This window comes from Komagataeibacter sp. FNDCF1 (assembly GCF_021295335.1).
GTDB lineage: Bacteria > Pseudomonadota > Alphaproteobacteria > Acetobacterales > Acetobacteraceae > Komagataeibacter.
Map to the genome: position 1 here is coordinate 2,341,101 of NZ_JAIWOT010000001.1, position 18,640 is coordinate 2,359,740.

18 protein-coding genes are annotated in these 18,640 nt (G+C 62.6%); 10 read left to right on the plus strand and 8 right to left on the minus strand.

The window, feature by feature from the left end; translation table 11 throughout:
- Nucleotides 1-59 precede the first annotated feature (59 nt).
- The gene (locus tag LDL32_RS11090) at nt 60-266 is read left to right on the plus strand and encodes a hypothetical protein (RefSeq protein WP_233066877.1); all 207 of its coding nucleotides are present in this window, start codon (nt 60-62) and stop codon (nt 264-266) included.
- Between the two features lie 288 nt (nt 267-554).
- Here LDL32_RS11090 and LDL32_RS11095 read toward each other — a convergent pair whose 3' ends face one another.
- From LDL32_RS11095 to LDL32_RS11105, 3 genes are all read right to left on the minus strand, one after another.
- Nucleotides 555-1,190, minus strand: coding sequence for a hypothetical protein (locus tag LDL32_RS11095; protein ID WP_233066879.1), 636 nt, complete (start codon nt 1,188-1,190; stop codon nt 555-557).
- 280 nt (nt 1,191-1,470) lie between these two features.
- Complete coding sequence (locus LDL32_RS11100; protein WP_233066881.1) at nt 1,471-2,880, minus strand: deoxyribodipyrimidine photo-lyase; 1,410 nt, start codon at nt 2,878-2,880, stop codon at nt 1,471-1,473.
- Between the two features lie 83 nt (nt 2,881-2,963).
- Nucleotides 2,964-3,275, minus strand: a complete 312-nt coding sequence (locus LDL32_RS11105; protein ID WP_233066884.1) for a hypothetical protein — start codon at nt 3,273-3,275, stop codon at nt 2,964-2,966.
- A gap of 261 nt (nt 3,276-3,536) precedes the next feature.
- Between LDL32_RS11105 and LDL32_RS11110 the strand changes: the two genes are divergently transcribed.
- The 4 genes from LDL32_RS11110 (at nt 3,537) to LDL32_RS11125 (ending at nt 6,381) form a co-directional block, all read left to right on the plus strand.
- Nucleotides 3,537-3,893: a YidB family protein gene (locus LDL32_RS11110; protein WP_233066885.1), complete on the plus strand. Its 357-nt coding sequence runs from the start codon at nt 3,537-3,539 to the stop codon at nt 3,891-3,893.
- Between the two features lie 98 nt (nt 3,894-3,991).
- A complete protein-coding gene (locus LDL32_RS11115) occupies nt 3,992-4,756 on the plus strand; it encodes an SDR family NAD(P)-dependent oxidoreductase (protein ID WP_233066888.1) in 765 nt (254 codons plus the stop codon).
- Nucleotides 4,757-4,784: 28 nt separating this feature from the next.
- Nucleotides 4,785-5,099 (plus strand): antibiotic biosynthesis monooxygenase, encoded by a 315-nt coding sequence (locus LDL32_RS11120; protein WP_233066891.1) that lies wholly within the window; start codon nt 4,785-4,787, stop codon nt 5,097-5,099.
- 70 nt (nt 5,100-5,169) lie between these two features.
- Nucleotides 5,170-6,381, plus strand: a complete 1,212-nt coding sequence (locus LDL32_RS11125) for an SMP-30/gluconolactonase/LRE family protein (RefSeq protein ID WP_233066894.1) — start codon at nt 5,170-5,172, stop codon at nt 6,379-6,381.
- 129 nt (nt 6,382-6,510) lie between these two features.
- Here LDL32_RS11125 and fumC read toward each other — a convergent pair whose 3' ends face one another.
- The 3 genes from fumC to LDL32_RS11140 form a co-directional block, all read right to left on the minus strand.
- The gene (gene fumC / locus LDL32_RS11130) at nt 6,511-7,965 is read right to left on the minus strand and encodes a class II fumarate hydratase (RefSeq protein WP_233066896.1); all 1,455 of its coding nucleotides are present in this window, start codon (nt 7,963-7,965) and stop codon (nt 6,511-6,513) included.
- A 93-nt stretch (nt 7,966-8,058) separates the two neighbouring features.
- Nucleotides 8,059-10,401, minus strand: a complete 2,343-nt coding sequence (locus tag LDL32_RS11135; RefSeq protein ID WP_233066898.1) for a TonB-dependent siderophore receptor — start codon at nt 10,399-10,401, stop codon at nt 8,059-8,061.
- Between the two features lie 285 nt (nt 10,402-10,686).
- On the minus strand, nt 10,687-11,265 hold the full coding sequence (locus LDL32_RS11140; protein ID WP_255673812.1) for a LysE family translocator: 579 nt from the start codon (nt 11,263-11,265) through the stop codon (nt 10,687-10,689).
- 184 nt (nt 11,266-11,449) lie between these two features.
- Between LDL32_RS11140 and LDL32_RS11145 the strand changes: the two genes are divergently transcribed.
- From LDL32_RS11145 to LDL32_RS11160, 4 genes are read left to right on the plus strand one after another with little or no spacing between them, the layout of a single operon-like run.
- Nucleotides 11,450-11,641, plus strand: coding sequence for a hypothetical protein (locus LDL32_RS11145; protein ID WP_233066901.1), 192 nt, complete (start codon nt 11,450-11,452; stop codon nt 11,639-11,641).
- 10 nt (nt 11,642-11,651) lie between these two features.
- The gene (locus tag LDL32_RS11150; RefSeq protein ID WP_233066903.1) at nt 11,652-12,380 is read left to right on the plus strand and encodes a metal ABC transporter ATP-binding protein; all 729 of its coding nucleotides are present in this window, start codon (nt 11,652-11,654) and stop codon (nt 12,378-12,380) included.
- Nucleotides 12,377-13,237 (plus strand): metal ABC transporter permease, encoded by an 861-nt coding sequence (locus LDL32_RS11155; RefSeq protein ID WP_233066905.1) that lies wholly within the window; start codon nt 12,377-12,379, stop codon nt 13,235-13,237. The genes LDL32_RS11150 and LDL32_RS11155 overlap by 4 nt, the downstream gene beginning before the upstream one ends.
- 13 nt (nt 13,238-13,250) lie before the next feature.
- A complete protein-coding gene (locus LDL32_RS11160; RefSeq protein WP_233066907.1) occupies nt 13,251-14,147 on the plus strand; it encodes a metal ABC transporter solute-binding protein, Zn/Mn family in 897 nt (298 codons plus the stop codon).
- On the opposite strand, the gene LDL32_RS11165 is transcribed toward LDL32_RS11160, so the two are convergent.
- Nucleotides 14,119-15,888: an ABC transporter ATP-binding protein/permease gene (locus LDL32_RS11165; RefSeq protein WP_233066910.1), complete on the minus strand. Its 1,770-nt coding sequence runs from the start codon at nt 15,886-15,888 to the stop codon at nt 14,119-14,121. The two genes, LDL32_RS11160 and LDL32_RS11165, sit on opposite strands and share 29 nt — an antisense overlap.
- A gap of 383 nt (nt 15,889-16,271) precedes the next feature.
- Here LDL32_RS11165 and LDL32_RS11170 point away from each other — a divergent pair, with 383 nt between their 5' ends.
- Complete coding sequence (locus LDL32_RS11170; protein WP_233066912.1) at nt 16,272-16,721, plus strand: DUF2501 domain-containing protein; 450 nt, start codon at nt 16,272-16,274, stop codon at nt 16,719-16,721.
- Between the two features lie 231 nt (nt 16,722-16,952).
- On the opposite strand, the gene LDL32_RS11175 is transcribed toward LDL32_RS11170, so the two are convergent.
- Complete coding sequence (locus LDL32_RS11175) at nt 16,953-18,629, minus strand: ABC transporter substrate-binding protein (RefSeq protein WP_233066915.1); 1,677 nt, start codon at nt 18,627-18,629, stop codon at nt 16,953-16,955.
- Nucleotides 18,630-18,640: the final 11 nt, after the last annotated feature.

Below are 18,640 nucleotides of genomic sequence, written 5' to 3' on the forward strand. Positions count from 1 at the left end.
TCGGGCCGCCCTGGCCGTTCCCTTGCCGACAGTTCATGCAGCAGGCAGGGAGGCAGCCCATGTCACCATCACATGAAATCGCACGTTCTTCTGTGCACCGGCGCCCTTTTTCGCCGTTCGAGTCATGGGTACGGACCTCCCTGCATGACCGCTTCGAGATGGTGAGCAATGAAAACCTGCCGCCAGAAATCCTGCTCCAGTTTGACGGAACACATGACGTACCCGGCACCACCGTACCTGCCGCCGCCTGCACGAACAGGCGATAAGGCCCGGGCCGGAACGGAAAAATGACCCGGGCGCCCGGATGTGGATTTTTTTGCTGGACTCAACCCGAGTCCAGTCGATAACAGCACAGGCCGAAACATGCAGGGGGCAAAAAGAATCTTCCTGATGGCGGAAAATAGCCATTTATTGTCTCTTTGCCGCAACACGGAGCCAGAGTCGCAAGGCTGAATCTTATCCATACACCTGTGGATAACTCTGTTGGCTTTTTGGCAGTCGGGCTCTGTGCTTACAGAGTCCCCCGTTTTTCAGGGCATGTCCGTGACGTGCATTCAGCCTGACAGGCTGAGCGTTACGGTCTCGCATTCATCCGCCTGCCATTCCCGTCGCAGGACAGGTTTGTGCACGCCGGGGGGCTGGACCATCTTGCTGATATGCCACGGGTTGCCATCCATCCTGATCGCAACCCAGCCATGGGGCAGTTCATATTCGGGTACCAGGCCCACCAGGGTGATGTCCGTCATGGGGTCGTACTGGGCAAACTGTAGCGCGCACCCCTGAAAGACAAGCTGAACGGGAGCATGGCCCTGCCGGGCGCGGACCAGATTGACCAGCAGGATGCCGGTCGTATTCTCCGCCGCACCGAAGATCAGGCTGCCGCCATGATCATGCACGTCAATCGGCAGCATGGTGACCGTGTCCACAGGAGACGGATGGATGACGAGCGTACCGCCATCAAGACTGAAAAGCCCCTGATTCCACGCATGTAGTTCATGCAGGCGCAGGCTCAGCCACGCCCCGGCGCGCACCAGCAGGGGCTGCAGATGGGGGGGATGGTACAGGAAACCGGACCTGCGGTACCGGGTAATGGCCTGTTTGACCATGGCCACGTCAAAATGACCGGTGGTCAGGGATAATCGTCCTTCCTCGTATGAAATAGCGGATGCATAATCCTCTTGCCTGTCCATGGAATATTGCCCTCCGGTTCAATGTGCGCGTCACCGATGCCGGAAGGCAGGGCAAAAACCACACGACTTCTGAAAATAAAAAATAAAATTTACGCTTTTATATGGAGACCAAATAAAAATGTCAAAATTTTGGTAATATTTTACTTTTATATTTTATCAATGTGAAACAATTCGGCCTTCTCTTTTCTAAATTGTAATAAATTCCATTTTTACATTTGGAAACAATTTTATACTTACCATTTAAGTCAGAGCGGTCCATATTTAGAATTAAAATTCTGATTTATGCTTTCACAGCGTTTTTCCACGCATCCAGCGCACGCGCACGCCCCCCTGCCAGATCCACGATACAGGGCGGATAACCACGGGGGGCACCTGTCGCCATCTTCCATGGTGCATGGATGGTCTTGCCATCAAGATGGGCGATTTCAGGCACCCATCGACGTACATAATCGCCCGCGGGATCGAATTTCTCGCCCTGCAGGACCGGATTGAAAATACGGAAATAGGGGGCGGCATCCAGCCCGCACCCCGCGACCCACTGCCAGTTGAAGGCATTGCTGGCCGCATCGGCATCCACCAGCGTATCGGCAAACCACCGTTCTCCCGCACGCCAGTCCAGCAGCAGGTGCTTGGTCAGGAAGGAGGCAACAATCATCCGCACGCGGTTATGCATCCATCCCGTATGCCACAGTTCACGCATGCCCGCGTCAACAATGGGGTATCCTGTGCGCCCCTGCTGCCACGCCCGCAGCCCGACAGGGTCGGTACGCCAGGGCATGGCGTCATATTCAGGCCGCAGGCTGCGCGTTGCCATGTCGGGACAGTCAAACAGGGTGGCATGCGCGAAGTCCCGCCAGCCCACTTCGCCAAGAAAACAGGTTCCATCCGCATCCGGTGCCCCCCGTGCCATGACCGCATGCCAGATCTGGCGGGGGGAGACATGACCAAAACGCAGGTGGGGCGAGAGGCCGGATGTCGCGGGCTGGCCCGGCAGGTCACGCAGCCGGGCATACCCCGCCAGCCGTTCCGACAGGAAATGATCAAGCCGTTCATGGGCTGCCCGTTCCCCTGGCTGCCATGTCTCGCGCAGTCCCTGTGCCCAGTCCGGGCGGGCAGGCAGCAGGTCCAGGCCGGCCGGGGTTTCCAGCCGTTCCGCAATGTGGGGGGCAATGGGGGCAAACGCCAGCGTAGCGGGCACGGGCACGGGCGGAGGCGGCGGCCCCATGGCCTGAACGGCCCGCCACCATGGCGTATAGACCCGAAAGGAGGTACCCTGCCTGGTCCGCACCTGCCATGGCTCATGCAGCATGTTGCCGGGATGGCTGCGGGCCTGCAGGCCCATTGTCCTGAGCGCGGTCTTGATATCCGCATCAACCTGCCGCGCGGGGCCGCCGTAACGGCGGTTCCATACAACCGCTCCGGCCCCGACCTGCTGTGCCAGCCACAATACACAGGGCTGTGTCGGACCCGCCATGATGCACAACCGCCCACCACGTGCCTGCAGGTCCTGGTCCAGCGCCGCCAGCGCGCCATGCAGCCACCACCGTTCGGCCCCGCCAGACGGAAAGGCCGGATCATGGACATACAGGCATATGACCGGCCCGGTGGCCGCCGCATCCGACAGGGCCGGATTATCCGCCAGACGCAGGTCATCACGAAACCACATGATGGTCGGGGCATTCTTGGTCATCGGCATCTTTTTCCGGTTCAGCTGGCGTGCAGTCCTGTGTGGGGTACACAGCATCAGCCGTCAAATGCCGTATGACCTATCCCTCAGTGCATGGTGGCGGGCGGCGGCCGGTCGGGTGCCACATGGGCCTGCGCGGGCGGCGCACTGGCTGGCGTATCGTCCTCGAACATGGCGCGGCATCCGGGGGAAAGCCGGTCCCGCTTGCTTTCCAGGCATTCCGTCATCAGCTTTTCATTGGGAATGTCGAGAAAGCACAGCCGGAAGACATCTTCCCGGCATGCGCGGGTCTGGTCCTCACGCTCCCCCGCGCGTGCGGGCAGGGCCAGGATCAGGGCAATGATGAAAGGGGTGGTCCAGGTCAGGCCATGCGCTCCATAACGCCGGGCGGCTGGCATGCTGTGCATCCTGCTCTCCTTCGCTCAAAGTCAGGGCGGTTTTGTTATATCACGCCAGCGCATTGCAGTTTGCCCCTCAAGTCAAGTCACATCCCCGCAGCGCAGCCATCGGACAGCCAGCAGGCGGTCCGCAACGCGCAAGTGCATGAAAAGTTTCCGAAATAATGTGGAACAGCCTTCATAAATCCGTGATGGCACGAATGCCGTCTTCCTTACGTTGCTTCGGCATGAACCCAATACGGAACTGAAGGAGTACGTATCATGGCCACGACCACCACAAAGAAGATCGGTACCGTCGCCAACCAGGTTGCCGATACACTGACCGGCGCCCGCACCGATACGTCCGGTCTCATGAGCGCCGTCATCGCCTATATGGGCGATGCGAACGGCCCGGGCCGCCGCGAGGTGCATGAACGCGCCCGCCACGCCGGCCTGGAAGCCCGGCTGAGCCAGTGGGAAAAGGAACCCGGCAACGAACCGGCAGGGGAAGATACGGTCAGGACACTCTTTCCCGACTCCGTCATCACCCGCTTTTCGGAGGAGACCGGCCACTCCCGCAATGCCACGGTCAAGGGCCTGGCGGACCTGCTGCCCCACCTGTCGCGACTGGATGGCTGACACATTTCCGGCACCTGCAGGCGGCCATGTTTGCCGTTTGCAGGCAGGCGGTTCTATGATCGGCCCATGCGGTACGACACAGCAGGCAGGACAGCCCCATGAACAGCGTCACCCCCTCCCCCACGGCACCATCACCCGGCGTCGTGATCGTGACGGGCGGCAGCAGGGGCATCGGCCACGCCATCAGCGCCCTGCTTGCGCAACACGGCCATGCCGTTGTCATCAACTACGCCAGCAACGCCACCCCGGCGGAAGAACTGGCCCACAGCATTACCGTGCGGGGCGGGCGCGCACTGGCCATCCGGGCCGATATTTCGCAGCCGGATGAAATCCGCACCCTGTTCGATCGCGCGGCGGCCCTTGGCCCGCTTGCGGGACTGGTCAACAACGCGGGCATTACCGGCACCAAGGTACGGATTGACGAGCAGACGGCCGAAACGCTCGACACCCTGTTCAACATCAATGTGCGTGCCGCCATCCTGGCGGCGGGGGAAGCCGTGCGCCGCATGTCCACCCGCCATGGCGGCCAGGGTGGCGTGATCGTGAACCTGTCCTCCGTCGCGGCACGGCTGGGCGGGTTGCCGGGGCTTGTGCCCTATGCCGCAACCAAGGCGGCGGTCGAGACCTTTACCCGTGGCCTTGCCAACGAGGTCGCGCGTGAGGGCATACGCGTCAATGCCGTGGCCCCCGGCCTGACCGCAACCGACATGGTCCCGCCCGAGACCGCGAAACTGGCCGAAACCGTGGTGCCCATGGGCCGCGTGGGCCACGTGGACGAAATTGCGCAGGCGGTGGCGTTTCTCCTTTCACCCGCATCATCCTATATGACAGGAAGCGTGATGACGGTATCCGGCGGGCGCTAGCCCGGATACCCCAGCAGGAGAATCGAGCATGTACATCGCCATGAATCGCTTCCGTATCCCGCCCGGGAACGAGCAGGAATTCCGTGAACGCTGGCTGGGCCGCGAAGTGCATCTACGCACCGTGCCCGGCTTTGTCAGTTTCCAGTTCCTCAAGGGACCGCAGCACGAGGACTACATCCTCTATGCCTCCCATACCGTGTGGGAATCCTACGAAGCCTTTCTGGGCTGGACCCAGTCCGAGCAGTTCCGCGCGGCACACGCCCATGCGGGCAACCGCAAGCCGCTGATGGCGGGACCGCCGGTGTTTGAAGGATTCGAGGTACTGCAGAACATCGAGAACTGACCGCTCCGCCCGGCCCCGGCATGTTACGGGGCCTTTCATGTTTCCTGACCCGCGCCGGAGAAAAAGATCCATGCCGCCAGCTATCCGTCCGTCCCCTGTTTCCCGCCGTATCATGCTTGCAGGCGGGATGGCGGCGGGCGGGTTATGGGCCGGCGGGGTCGTAGCCCGTGCGGCGGCGGCGGATGGTCTGGCACAGCCCGCGACGGTCATTTCCAGCCCGCCACGGCAATGGGGGCCGGATGCCCCGGTCAGCCCGTTGCCGGACCCGGATATTCTGGTGCTTGACCCCGGCTTCGGCAATCTGGCCTATGCCAATGCCAATATCAAACTGGCATGGCGCGGCGGTGGCTGGCTGGAGGGGCCGGCGTGGAACAGCGAAGGCCGCTTCCTGCTGCTGAGTGACACGATCCGCGCCGTGCAGTACCGCTACCTGTGGGAAAATGGCGCGATCTCGATCTTTCGCAGCTATTCTTACAACAGCAACGGCAACATATTTGACAATGAAGGCCGTCTGGTCAGCTGCGAGCACGGCATGCGCCGCGTGGTGCGCTGGGAGCATGACGGTTCCTGCCGCGTGCTGGCGGACAGTTACGGCGGCGCACCACTGAACTCCCCCAATGACGTGGTGGCCCACCCCGATGGCAGCATCTGGTTCACCGATCCCGGTTATGGCGACACGATTGTCGAAGGCCACCCCGATGCCCCCGGCAATCCCGCCAACCGCAACGGTGTGGAACGGTGGACACTGGATGGCGAGATCGTAGCCCAGTTTGGCGGTCACAGGCGGCAGGAGGATCATGTCTTCCGCGTTGATCCCACCACGGGCGAGGTGCGTGCCGTACTGACCCAGAAGCAGCTGGCGGACCCGAACGGGATCGCCTTCTCGCCGGACGGGAAGACCGTCTATGTCATTTCCGCGGGACCGGGACCGGGGCAGGATGGCCATGGCGGCGACCTGCACATCCATGCGGGCGATGTAGTGGGAGGGGAGGTACATAACCTGCGCCCCTTTGCCGACATGATGCTGGAGGGCCACCAACTGATTGCCGATGGCATGCGCGTGGATGTGTTCGGCAACCTGTGGTGCGGTGCGGGCGGCCCGCTGGGGCTGTGCGGGGTGGTGGTCTATAACCCGCAGGGCCGCATGATCGGGCGCCTGCGCCTGCCGCGCGGCGTATCGAACCTGACCTTCGGCGGCCCCAAGCGGGATATGCTGTTCATGTGCGCGGGCGATGCACTGTTTACCCTGCAGGTGAACACGCAGGGGGCAGCACCTTCCTGAAGATATGTTTTTAAAGGAATGGAAAATTCCGGGTGCCGCCTTTTTTCAAAAAGGCGGCGTTCCCTGACGCTTTTTGCCCTGACGCTTTTTGAAAAAAGCTGCACCAAAAACTTTCAGCTGTTTCCCTGTTCAGGCGCCAGCCACGCCCCTCCCCACCATGTCCAGCGGGCGGACAAGGCGGTCGAAGGTCGCGCCATCCACAAAGCCCGAAGCAAGGGCGGCTTCACGCAGGCTGATGTCGTGCTCCATGGCCTGGTGGGCAATGGCGGAAGCCCGGTCATAGCCGATTTCGGGGCTGAGTGCGGTGACCAGCATGACCGATCCCGCCACATAAGCATCGATGCGCTTGCGGTTGAGCGTGGTCCCTTCCACCGAAAACACACGGAAGTTGTGGCAGCCATCAGCCAGGATGCGGATGGCATGCAGCACATTGGCCACAATGACCGGGCGCATCACGTTCAGATCAAGCTGGCCCTGACTGCCCGCAAACGCCACCGTCGTGTCATTGCCCAGCACCTGTGTGCAGATCATCACCATGGCCTCGCACTGGGTCGGGTTGACCTTGCCGGGCATGATGGAGGAGCCGGGTTCGTTTTCCGGCAGGTGCAGTTCACCCAGACCACAGCGCGGGCCGGAGCCAAGCAGGCGCATGTCATTGGCGATCTTGAGTAGGCTGACCGCCACCCCCCGCAGCCCGGCGGATGCCCGGACCATGGCATCCAGCCCGCCCAGCGCCGCGAATTTGTTGGGTGCCGTCACGAATGGCCTGTCGGTCAGTGCGGCAATGCGCCCTGCAATGGCGCGACTGAAGCCCGGCGGGGCGTTCAGCCCGGTGCCCACCGCCGTGCCACCGGCAGCCAGTTGCAGCAGGCCGGGACGGGCGGCCTCCACTGCCTCCAGCGCATCTTCAAGCTGCTGCGCCCAGCCCGACCATTCCTGCCCCACGGTCAGCGGTACCGCATCCTGCAGATGCGTGCGGCCGATCTTGACCACCTGCATCCATTCCTCCGCCTTGCTGCGCAGGCTTTCGATCAGTTCGCGCACGCGGGGCAGCAGGCGGCTGTCAATTTCCAGCAGGGTGGCGACATGCATGGCGGTGGGAAACGAGTCATTGCTCGACTGGCCCATGTTCACGTCATCATTGGGATGGATCGGGCTTTTGGACCCGACCACACCGCCCAGAAGCTGGATGGCGCGGTTGGCGATCACCTCGTTCACGTTCATGTTCGTCTGGGTGCCGGACCCGGTCTGCCAGACAAAAAGCGGGAATTCGGAATCCAGCCTGCCCGCGATCACCTCATCCGCCACGTGACATATGGCGTCGGCCTTCCATTGCGGCATGCGGCCATCCGCCGCGTTGACCTGCGCTGCCGCCTTTTTCACGATGCCGTAGGCGTGGCAGACCTCGATGGGCATGTGGTCACGCCCGATCGAGAAATGCACAAGGCTGCGCTGGGTCTGCGCGCCCCAGTAATGGCTGGCGGGGACATCGATTTCCCCCATCGAATCCTTCTCGCGCCGGGTGCCGGTGGCATCAAGGCCGATGGGGCAGTCTTTGAATGTCGGGATCGTGGGTTCGGTCATGGTGGCGTTCCTTCCCTTATGGTTTAAGGGAATATGGGAACACCACCCGCCTTTCGCGCCCCCGCCCGGGATCACAAGCGGGTGCGCTGATAATCAGAAGTCGGCTTCAAGCGTGAAGTGGAACGCACGCGGCAGGCCGGCATAGGCGGCACTCGTGCCCGTGCTGGTGGCCGACGAACTTGCATAGGTGCCGTTATAGACCGACGACCAGTACCGTTCGTTTGCCACATTGGTCACGCCAAAACGCGCCATCCATGGATGTCTGGCCGCACGGAACGGGTAGCGTACCCCCATATCCAGCGTGACATAGGACCCGGCATAGGTGGTGTTATATACATCCGCCGCACGGCGCCCCGTGTAGTGGACGTTGGCGTTGACCGCGAGACCGTTGAGCGCAAAGCCGGTCGCGAACGGAATGCGATAGTCCAGCAGTACGTTGGCCTGGAGTGGCGCGGCCCCCACGGCTTCCTTGTTGGATGTTTTGGCATTGCCCGTATTCAGCACTTCCGCATCGATCCACGTCATGCCGCCGATAACGGACAGGCGGGGTGTTATGTGGCCCATGGCCTGGAATTCGACCCCGTAGTTCCGCTGGGTGCCGTAATTGCCATAGATCAGGGTGGTGGGATCAATATAGGCGTAGCTGCGCGTGGCGCGGAAACCCGCAATATTGAACTGCATCTGGCGGAACATGTATTTGTAACCGACCTCGAATTCCTCGCTCCGTACGGGGCTGGTATACTGGTTGTCGTTTACCGCACCGGTGGAGATGGACGTGCCCGCCTGCAATGAACGGCCATACGTGAAATACGCCGTCTGGTTATCGGCAGGCTTGTAGACAAGGCTGGCCATGGGGCTGAAGGCGGCGTCAACCGGTGGCGCATGCGTGGTCTTGCCCTTGGTCAGATGCGTGGTGGTGACTACAAAGCCGTCAACGGTCTGCTTTGTGGGGGCTTCCGCCGTTACGGTGCTGGTGCTGTCCTGGTCCAGCCAGCTCCATGCCAGCGTGCCCATGGCCGACCAGTGGCGGTTGAAATGCACCGTGTCGCCCAGGATCATGGACTGGTAGCGCACGTACTGGGATTCGTATTTGCCCTTGTAATAGGTCTGCGGGCCATTGACGGCAACGGGATTGTCGAGCGACCCGGACGGCACGGACACATAGCTCTGCCCGCTCAGCGGGTTGTAGCCGCCTTCCATGTAGCCATTCGTGCCGATGACCAGGTCATGCCTGATGAAACCGGTGCGGACATGGCCATTGATGTAGGCCATGTTACTGCCGACCTTGAAGTCATTGACCGTGGTGGCGGCGGCCATGGACTGCTTGTAGCCACCGTTGTTGTTGATCAGCGTATCGGCCGATTCAAAGACCTGACGGCCCGAATCCTGATACAGCCCCCCGATCACGAAGCTCCAGTCATCATTGATGCGATGCCTCAGCTTGGCCAGGAACACGTTGTTTTCCGAATTGAAGCCCGCATTCGACTGCCCCATGTGCGGCTTGCTCAGGTCCGGGGCCTCGGGCAGGCGGTAAGCGTCAGAGCCGCCACCGGGATTGCCAAGGTTTATCCCCGCGGGCATGCCACGTTCATCATACGTGTAATGACTGGCATCAAGTTCAAGCACGGTATCGCGGTCGAAATGGATATCGAAATCCGCGCTGACCATGTTGCGCCGCACCCAACTGTCCTGCACATAGGTCGTGCCATCACCATGCAGCAGGTTGATGCGGTAGCCAAACCAGCCATGCTTGCCAAGACGGCCCGACGAATCCACGTTTTCCATCAGCGTGCCGATGGAATCGACCCCCACCACCAGGCGGTTGATACGCTCGTCCGTCGGGCGCTTGAGGCCGTATTCAAACGTGCCCGCCGGGTTCTGGGGGCCATACAGCGCACCCGACAGGCCGTTGAGCACCTGTATGTTGTCGAACTGCTCGGCGGCGTAGGGGGTAACGGTAAAGGCGTTCAGCCCGTCGATACGGCTGTTGGAGATCACGTCCGCCTCGAACCCGCGCGACTGCGGGCGGCTGGTACCGGGGTCGGCACGTGTTTCCAGCTGGACCGAGGGGATGTACTGCATCAGGTCGTTGACGTTACGCGCCTGCTGGTTGACGATCACGTCATGCGGCACGGTCATGATCGACATGGGCGTATCAAGCGTGCGGCGCGTACCCAGCGGGCCGAGATTGGCAGTCTTCTTGTTATAATTGGCCGCAGCGCCCGCCACCATGTTGTGGTGACCGATGACCGTCATTTCCTCTGCATTGGCAGAAGCAACGACATCGTCAGCGGCCTTCTTGTGCGCCTGGTCCGCCGGGGGGACGGTGGTGGTGTTCGGGGTGGCGGTATCCGTCGCCCTGTCCTGCGCATGCGCTGCGGGGGCCAGTAGCGCACCAAGACTGCCCGAAAGCATCAACACCATACCTGCGGTCATTCTGGCCATGCCGGTTCCTGTCCCATTAGCCGTTCTGTTCATATCGGGCCGTATATATTTGCAGGGTGGCCAGTGTCTATATTCGTGTAAATATCTTGTGTGTTCATGCGCCGGATAAGCACACACTGTGTCTTTATGGATACAGTTGTCCATATTCATATGAATATAGACGGAGGCACTTTACCTTGTGCCGGCCGCATCGCCCAGATCTCTTCACGTTATTCTCTTATGGAATAATTTTATTATTTATATCAATGACATGCATTGAAATAACACCTGCAGCCACTATACATGCGCCGCCAGCAGCATGGCACCGAACCCCATGAAGACCGCCCCCGTTACCAGTGCGAATACTTTCTGCACCCGCCGCGTCCGCAGCCATGCGGACAGAAGCCGCCCGCCCGTGGCGTAAACCCCGTACCAGAACGCCTCCACCCCCGCGAATGTCACGACAAGCAGGATATATTGCGGCAGGCGCGCCGCCGCGGGATTGACGAACTGCGGGACGAAGGCGGCGGCGAACAGCAGCAGCTTGGGGTTGCTGATCCCGGTCAGGAAGCCATCACGGAACAGATCGCGCGTGGCGGCGACCGGCCGGGCCGGGAGATCATCATCGGCATCATCATGCGCCACATTGCGCGCCATCCATGCCCGCACGCCCAGAAACACCAGATACCCCGCCCCGATCACGCGCAGTACGGCAAACAGACGGGGGGATGCGGCCAGCACGCCCGCCATGCCACCCAGGGATGCACTGACCACCAGCACGATGGCCAGCATGCATCCGGCCATGACCGCGATACTCCGCCCCACCCCATGGCGCACGCTGACCGACAGGACATGCATCATGTTCGGTCCCGGCATGGCCGACAGCACACATGCCGTCGCCGCGAATAAAAGCCATGTATGGACCGTCACCTGCTTCGCGTGCTCCCTGCGTTGTGTTGCCAGCGTCGTGGCCCCGTGGGCCTGACCATGCCGCCTTCACTTGACGGCGGGCAAGCCCCTGGTATAGACGGATGTTATATTATAACACTCCGAGTACTTCATGCCTTCACCCGCCCACGCCCCGGCCAACGAACAGGACACAGGGACAGCCATGCCCGTTCCGGCTTCCCGCACCGTGCACGCCCTGCCGCTGACATGGATGGCGCGCGCGTGGTGGCAGCGGGTGGCATGCGTCGCCCTGCCCTGCGCCCTGATGTGGGGGCTGATTGCCTGGGCCGTGGTGCAGCCATGACCGCCCGTTCGTGACACAGGGTACCATCAGGCTGGACAATGCCGGCGTGGTGCTGAACGGCACACCGGTCTGGCAGCACGTGACCGGCAGTTTTGCCGCAGGCAGCATGACCGCCATAGCGGGCGCCAACGGGGCTGGCAAGTCCACGTTGCTGCGCGCCATACTGGGTGAGGTGCCGCTGGCTGCGGGCACGATCACGCTGGGTGGCCTGCGCGCGCGGGATTTTGGCTATCTGCCGCAGGCGCGCAAGATCGACCGCGCCTTCCCCATCAGTGTCACGGACATGGTGCTGGGGGGGGCGTGGCACCTTACGGGCGCCTTTGGCCAGGCGGGGCGCGTGATCCGCCAGCGTGCGGCCGATGCGCTGGCGCGTGTCAATCTGTCCGGGCAGGCGGGGCGCATGATCGACGCCCTCTCCGCAGGCCAGTTCCAGCGCCTGCTCTTTGCCCGCCTGCTCATGACCGATGCCCGTGTCATCATGCTGGATGAACCCTTTACCGCGCTGGATGCGCCAACCACGCGGGACCTGCTGGAACTGGTGTGCGAATGGCACGCACAGGGCCGCACCATCATTGCCGTGCTGCATGACATGCACCAGATCCGCAGCTGTTTCCCGCATGTCGTCCTGCTGTGTGGCGGGCAGGCGACATGGGGAGAGACCGCCCGCATCCTGACCCCCGCCACCCTGCGCCGCGCCTATGGCGGGACGGACGCCGGCTGGCCGGATGCGCAGGCATGAGCCTGCTTTCCATCCTGTGGGACCCGTTTGCGGATTTCGGGTTCATGCGCCGCGCCCTTGTGGCGTGCGTGACACTGGGCATGGGGGCGGGGCCGGTTGGCGTGATGCTGCAGCTGCGCCGCATGAGCCTGATCGGCGATGCGATGAGCCATGCCATCCTGCCCGGTGCCGCGATCGGTTTCCTGCTGGCGGGCGGGCTGTCGCTGACCGCCATGGGGCTGGGTGGCATCGGGGCGGGGCTGGGGGTGGCGCTGCTGGCGGGACTGGTCAGCAGGCGGACCCATCTGGCGGAAGATGCCAGCTTCGCCAGTTTCTACCTGACATCGCTGGCGCTGGGGGTACTGATCGTTTCCGCGCGCGGGTCGAACATCGACCTTCTGCATGTGCTGTTCGGCACCATCCTCGCCATTGACGGCCCGGCGCTGTACCTGATGGGCGGCATCACCACGCTCAGCCTGGCCCTGCTGGCCGTGATCTGGCGGCCACTTGTCATGGAATGTGTCGATCCCGGCTTCATGCGCATGAGCGGGGCGCAGGGCGGGCTTTATCACATGGCGTTCCTGTTCCTGGTGGTCATCAACCTGGTGGCGGGGTTCGAGGCGCTGGGCACGCTCATGTCGGTTGGCATGATGATGGTGCCCGCCGCCACCGCGCGGCTGTGGACACGCCGCCTGCTGCCCATGATGGCGCTGTCCGCCACGGTGGGCATGGTGGCGGGGCTGGTGGGGCTGCTGGTGTCCTACCATTTCCAGCTGGCGGCGGGGCCGTCCATCATCCTGACATGCAGCGTGCTGTATGTCCTCTCCCTGCTCGCGTCCCCCACCGGCATCCGGGCGGGACGGAGTTCACCCCTGTAGGAAAGTCCTGATCATGCGCCGCCTGTCCTGCCTGCTGGGCCTTTGCGGGGTCCTGTCCATCATGCCTGCCCATGGCGCACCCGCGCCCCGCACCGTGCATGCGGTGGCCAGTTTTACCGTGCTGGCCGATGTGGTGGCGCATGTGGGGGGCACGCATGTCACCGTTACCTCGCTGGTGCCGCCCGATGGCGACCCGCACGAATTCGAACCCGCCCCGAATGACGCGCGCGTGCTGCGGCAGGCCGATATCGTGTTCATGAGCGGCGAGGGGCTGGAAAGCTGGTTTGGCCGCCTGGCACATGCGGCAGGCTATCACGGCACGCCCGTCATCGTGTCCCGCGGGATCAGCCTCCATATTCCGCCGGGTGGCGGACAGGCGGAAGCGGACCCGCATGTGTGGAACGACGTGGCCAACGTGATCATATGGGCCAACAACATCCGTGACGCGCTGATTGCCATCGACCCGGCTGATGCGGACAGTTTCCGCGCATCGGCGGCTACCTATGTCAGCCAGCTTGAAACGCTGGACCATGACATCCGCACCCGCATCGACACCATACCGGCCGAGCGGCGGCGCATCCTGACCAGCCATGACGCTTTTGGCTATTTTGGCCGTGCCTATGGGGTCACGTTCCTTGCCCCGCAGGGTTTTTCTACCGAGACGGAAGCATCGGCCGGTGACGTGGCCCGTCTGATCACCCAGATCCGGGCCAATAATGTAGCCACCTATTTCATGGAAAACGCCACCGACCCGCGCCTGGTCCAGCAGGTGGCCCATGCCACCGGGGCCGCGCCGGGGGGCGAACTGTATGCCGAGGCCCTGTCCCCCCCCACCGGCCCCGCACCGGACTACATCACCATGATGCGCCACAACACCGATCTCATGCTTGCGGCGATGCGTCCGCACTGACCCCTGACGCCCCCGCCACGGCGAAGGGGGTGATGTCGATACGGCTGGCATGCATGTCCACCACCGACTGCCGGTGCGTGATCGAGACGACCGTCATGTCCGGGCAGGCATGCCGGAGCAGGGCGTAAAGGGCCGTTTCCGACGCCGCATCGAGGTTGGAGGTCGATTCATCAAGGAAGACCCATTGCGGCCGCGCCAGCACGATCCGGGCGAAGGCCAGGCGCTGGAGTTCACCCGGTGAGAGGATCTGCCCCCATGGTTCCTCGCTGTCCATGCGGGGTACCAGTGCTTCCAGCCCGACATCGCGCAGCGCCTGCGCCACGTCCTGCACCGGATAGGCATCGACCCCGGCGGGATAGGTCACGACACGGCGCAGCGTGCCGGTGGGCACGTAGGGGCGCTGGGGCACGAACATCATGGACGCATCGGGCCGGGTGACGCTGCCCGTGGCAAACGGCCAGATCCCCGCCAGCACGCGGAACAGGGTGGACTTGCCGGTACCTGATGGTCCGGTCACCACCGTCATCCGCCCGTGCGGCAGGGTAAAGTTCACGTTGCGCAGGAGCGGCGCGCCATCGGGACGGAAGACATCCATGCCGCTGACACGCAGGTCCGCGCCAGCGGGGGCGGGCAGCATCGTGACTTCATCACGCATGGCGCGCGCGCGGTCCATTACGCGCTGGAAGGTAGCCAGACGCGCCACCTCCGCATGCCATGTGGTCAGCGATGCGTAGGAGGTGGACAGCCAGCTCAGCGCGCCCTGCACGCGTGAGAACGCCATGACAAGCTGCATGAGCGTGCCGAAACTCATCTTGCCGGCAAAATAGCGGATGGAACCGATCAGCAGGGCAAAATTGCCCGACACCACTTCCAGCCCCGTGGTCAGCAGTCCCAGCCACTTGGTCCGCCGCATGATGGACAGGAAATTGCGATAGACGGCGGCAAAGGAGCGATCCAGCCCCGCCTGTTCCTCCCCCTCGCCACGATACAGTGCTATTCCTTCCGCGTTGTTGCGGACATGGACAAGGCTGTAGCGGAAATCGGCCTCGGCGCGCTGCTGGAAGAACTGCAGCCCCGCCAGCCTGCGCCCGGCCAGATGCGTGACCCAGGTCGCCCCCACGGAATAGAACAGCGCCGCCCAGAAGAAATAGCCCGGTATGGAAATTCCCAGCACCTCCAGCGGGCCGGACAGCGCCCACAGCAGCCCGATATAGCTGAACAGGGTCACGACATTGGTCACAAGGTTGATGAACTGCGTCAGCGTATCGGTCACGAAGCTGTTCAGGTCTTCCTGTATGCGCTGGTCGGGGTTGTCGGCCCCGGTTTCCAGGCCGGATGTGGTGATGGCGATGCGGAAGAAGGTCTGGTCCTCCATCCACTGCCGGGTCATGCGCGCGGTCAGCCACCGCCGCCAGCGCAGGCCCAGCATCTGCTGCAGGTAGGTCGCGTAGATGCTGCACAGGATCGCCGGAATGGTGATGATGAAAAAGCCGAGAACGAAGCCTTCGTCATTATGCACGTACCAGAACAGCCCGCGCAGGAACGTCGTGGCATCACGCTGCTGGAGCGCGGTATAATATACATTGCGGGAAAAGGACTGGAGCAGGTCCAGCCCCACCATGGAAAAGGTCAGGACCAGTACCGCGGCCAGCAGCCCCCACGCCCACTTCCTGTCCTCCGAGACAAAATAGGGGCGGGTAAGGTACCAGACGTCTTTCAGGAGAAGGCGCAGATGCTGCATGTCGATCCCGTGCAGTGGGTTGGGGCGTGAAGCCCCAGCATTCCCACGAAGTGGGGACGGACTCAATCTTCATTGCGGGCAGACGGCAGCCCCGGCACCGCGCGGAAGGCGATTTAAGGCTTCTCACGACTTCTTGACGACCCGGGCCGCATCTGTCCGCCCTGCCGCCCATCCTGCCCGAAACCGCCATTACCGGCTGATAACAGGGATTTATGATGAATCACCCCATAGGAAAAAGAGTGTGATATATCCAAAAGATGAATGCCTGTCATATCAGAGACAGGGGTACGGAGCCGGATCATCGTGACTATGTTTGACACATAGATTCACAAAAGGGGGAGGCTGCGCCCTGCCCCGGATGAACAATGCAAGGAAGAATGAATATGGTGTCGTTCAGTCGCGTCCTGTCCGCCGGTGCCGTTGCAACCCTGCTGGCAACAGCACCGCTTGCGGCCCATGCCGCAGAAGTCTCTCCCCCCACGGGCGCGGGCGTTGCAAACCAGGTCGAGCAGGTCGCACCGGGTTCCCTGTCGGCCGATACGGTCTATTCGGCCGTTGCCTCGGCCAAGCCGGCTGATCTGGGCGGGATCATGAACTACTGCATCCAGTCCAACTACCTGACCGCATCCGAAGCGTGGCCCGTGCTGTCCGCCTTCAACAAGAAGACGAATGATGTGCCGTCCAACCAGAAGGGCAACATGTCCTATGCCGATGGCTCCACCGGCCTGCTGAAGGTGGGCGGCAAGGAACCCATTTCGCTGGAAGACGCATCGACCGACATCCGCAAGCAGGCCTGTGCGAAGGTTGAGGCACGCGCGAAGTCCATGCTCTGATCCGCTTGCGCGGTCCTGTCTGCCTCATGATGCCCCGCCGGTCTTTCCGGCGGGGTTATTCATGAAGCACGCCCGTCCTGTGGCGGAATGATACGCGGCCCCTGCTCTCTTCGTTTTTTCATGAAGGACAGGACCGAACGGTTCCGGGGCCACTTTATTTTCAGACGAACGCTGTTTCCCGAAGCTTTTTGAAAAAAGCTTCACCAGAAACTTCCTGATGATCTACGTCGCCTACCGTACCCACACGCGTGAGAACGCCATGTGGTACAAGCGGGTGGAAAAGTAATGGCCCAGCCGGGGCGAGACCAGATCTACGTAACTGATGCTTATCATGGGGGCCGCGGGGGCAAGGCGGGTAATACGGTCATCCACCTGCTGCCACAGGGTCCGTGCCGCCTGCGGGTCGGATGCCTGCCGGATGCGCGCCACCAGTGACTGCACCGTAGGGTCGCACAGCCCCGATATGTTGATGGAACTGTCCGAACCGGGATGGAAATTCTCGCAGCCGAATATGGTATCAAGGAAATTGGAGGGGGACGCGTAATCCGCGTACCATCCGATCAGGCTGATCTGGACGTGATTGGCCGTGTTCTGCGCATAGGACAGTTCCATGGCGGGTGAGAGCGGATGCAGCCGCGCGTGGTAGCCGATGGCCTGCAGCATGTCACGCAGATAGGTGCCCATGCTGGTGTCCATGGCCGTGGCCTCCACGATCAGGGTCACGTCCTGCCCCTCCGTCCCGCTTTCATGCACTAGCTGGCGGGCGCGGGGCAGATCGGGATGGGTCCATGCAGGGGCCGGATGGTCTGGGTCGGCATCACGGGTCCAGGCACAGGCGCCATCACCGGGCAGCAGGCCCGGCGGCACCATGCGGCAGAGCGGGGCGGCAATGCCCGACCCGCCATACAGGATGGTCATGGCGCGGCGATCCAGCGCGTAATTGACCGCCTGCCGCGCCTTGAGGGTGTTGAAAGGCGGGATGTTGACGTTCATCGGCAGGAACATAAGGCCATAGAGCGGGTAGACATGCACCTGCGCGGTGTACTGCCCCCCGATCTCCCCCAACCGGTCCAGCGGCTTCAGCCCCGCCATCCAGTCATACTGCCCGCGTTCCACGGCGGTCAGCGCGTCTTCCTCCGACAGGCCGAAATCATAGTCGATGGCATCGACATAGCCATCGGGCTGTGCCGCCTCGCTCCATTCCTGAAAATGGGGATTGCGCGCCAGCCGCATACCCTGTTCTGGATCAGATGAGACGATACGGTACGGCCCGGTGCCGGGTGCGATGTCGTTGCCCAGGTCATGGGTCGGGGTGCTGGCGGGCAGGATGACCGCATGGCCGAAGGCGAGCTTGTAGGGAAATTCGGAATCCGGTGCGTTCAGGTGAATGGTGATGCACCGGGTGGCTTCATCCGTTTCCACCCCGCCATGCAGCGTGCAGGCTGCTGGTGCACGCAGGCAGGCATCCGCGCCGATGATGTCGCCATAAAACGACCCCGCCGTGGGCGAGCCCACCATGAAGATCCGCCGCAGTGATGCCGCCACATCCGCCACCGTAACCGGCGCACCGTTGGAAAAACGGATGCCCTCGCGCAGCGTGAAGACCCATGTCCGCCCCCCGTCCCGCCGTTCGGGCATGGCCTGCGCCAGATCGGGCACGACCTGCGCGCCTGCAGGCCCTTCCAGCTTGGGGTAGGTCAGCAGCCCGTCATAGACAACGCTTTCGAGCTGCATGTACTGGCTGGTGTAGTTGATCTGCGGGTCCAGCGTGCCAGCAGAACTTGCGGCGGTCAGCCGCAGGGTGCCGCCGCGATGGGGGCTGGCCTGCGTATCCGCCCGCGCGGGCAGGGCCAGCAGGGCAAGCCCGCCCGCAAGGCTCAGGCCCGCATGCCGCCACGCGGGCTTCATGCGCGGACCGT

What these genes read in the sequence shown, in the direction of transcription:
- LDL32_RS11175 (WP_233066915.1), bottom strand. Translation starts at nt 18,629, where the DNA reads ATGAAGCCCGCGTGGCGGCATGCGGGCCTGAGCCTTGCGGGCGGGCTT.
- LDL32_RS11110 (WP_233066885.1), top strand. Translation starts at nt 3,537, where the DNA reads ATGGCCACGACCACCACAAAGAAGATCGGTACCGTCGCCAACCAGGTT.
- LDL32_RS11160 (WP_233066907.1), top strand. Translation starts at nt 13,251, where the DNA reads ATGCGCCGCCTGTCCTGCCTGCTGGGCCTTTGCGGGGTCCTGTCCATC.
- LDL32_RS11120 (WP_233066891.1), top strand. Translation starts at nt 4,785, where the DNA reads ATGTACATCGCCATGAATCGCTTCCGTATCCCGCCCGGGAACGAGCAG.
- LDL32_RS11170 (WP_233066912.1), top strand. Translation starts at nt 16,272, where the DNA reads ATGGTGTCGTTCAGTCGCGTCCTGTCCGCCGGTGCCGTTGCAACCCTG.
- LDL32_RS11125 (WP_233066894.1), top strand. Translation starts at nt 5,170, where the DNA reads ATGCCGCCAGCTATCCGTCCGTCCCCTGTTTCCCGCCGTATCATGCTT.
- LDL32_RS11155 (WP_233066905.1), top strand. Translation starts at nt 12,377, where the DNA reads ATGAGCCTGCTTTCCATCCTGTGGGACCCGTTTGCGGATTTCGGGTTC.
- LDL32_RS11140 (WP_255673812.1), bottom strand. Translation starts at nt 11,265, where the DNA reads ATGCCGGGACCGAACATGATGCATGTCCTGTCGGTCAGCGTGCGCCAT.
- LDL32_RS11100 (WP_233066881.1), bottom strand. Translation starts at nt 2,880, where the DNA reads ATGACCAAGAATGCCCCGACCATCATGTGGTTTCGTGATGACCTGCGT.
- fumC (WP_233066896.1), bottom strand. Translation starts at nt 7,965, where the DNA reads ATGACCGAACCCACGATCCCGACATTCAAAGACTGCCCCATCGGCCTT.
- LDL32_RS11105 (WP_233066884.1), bottom strand. Translation starts at nt 3,275, where the DNA reads ATGCCAGCCGCCCGGCGTTATGGAGCGCATGGCCTGACCTGGACCACC.
- LDL32_RS11090 (WP_233066877.1), top strand. Translation starts at nt 60, where the DNA reads ATGTCACCATCACATGAAATCGCACGTTCTTCTGTGCACCGGCGCCCT.
- LDL32_RS11095 (WP_233066879.1), bottom strand. Translation starts at nt 1,190, where the DNA reads ATGGACAGGCAAGAGGATTATGCATCCGCTATTTCATACGAGGAAGGA.
- LDL32_RS11135 (WP_233066898.1), bottom strand. Translation starts at nt 10,401, where the DNA reads ATGACCGCAGGTATGGTGTTGATGCTTTCGGGCAGTCTTGGTGCGCTA.
- LDL32_RS11145 (WP_233066901.1), top strand. Translation starts at nt 11,450, where the DNA reads ATGCCTTCACCCGCCCACGCCCCGGCCAACGAACAGGACACAGGGACA.
- LDL32_RS11165 (WP_233066910.1), bottom strand. Translation starts at nt 15,888, where the DNA reads ATGCAGCATCTGCGCCTTCTCCTGAAAGACGTCTGGTACCTTACCCGC.
- LDL32_RS11115 (WP_233066888.1), top strand. Translation starts at nt 3,992, where the DNA reads ATGAACAGCGTCACCCCCTCCCCCACGGCACCATCACCCGGCGTCGTG.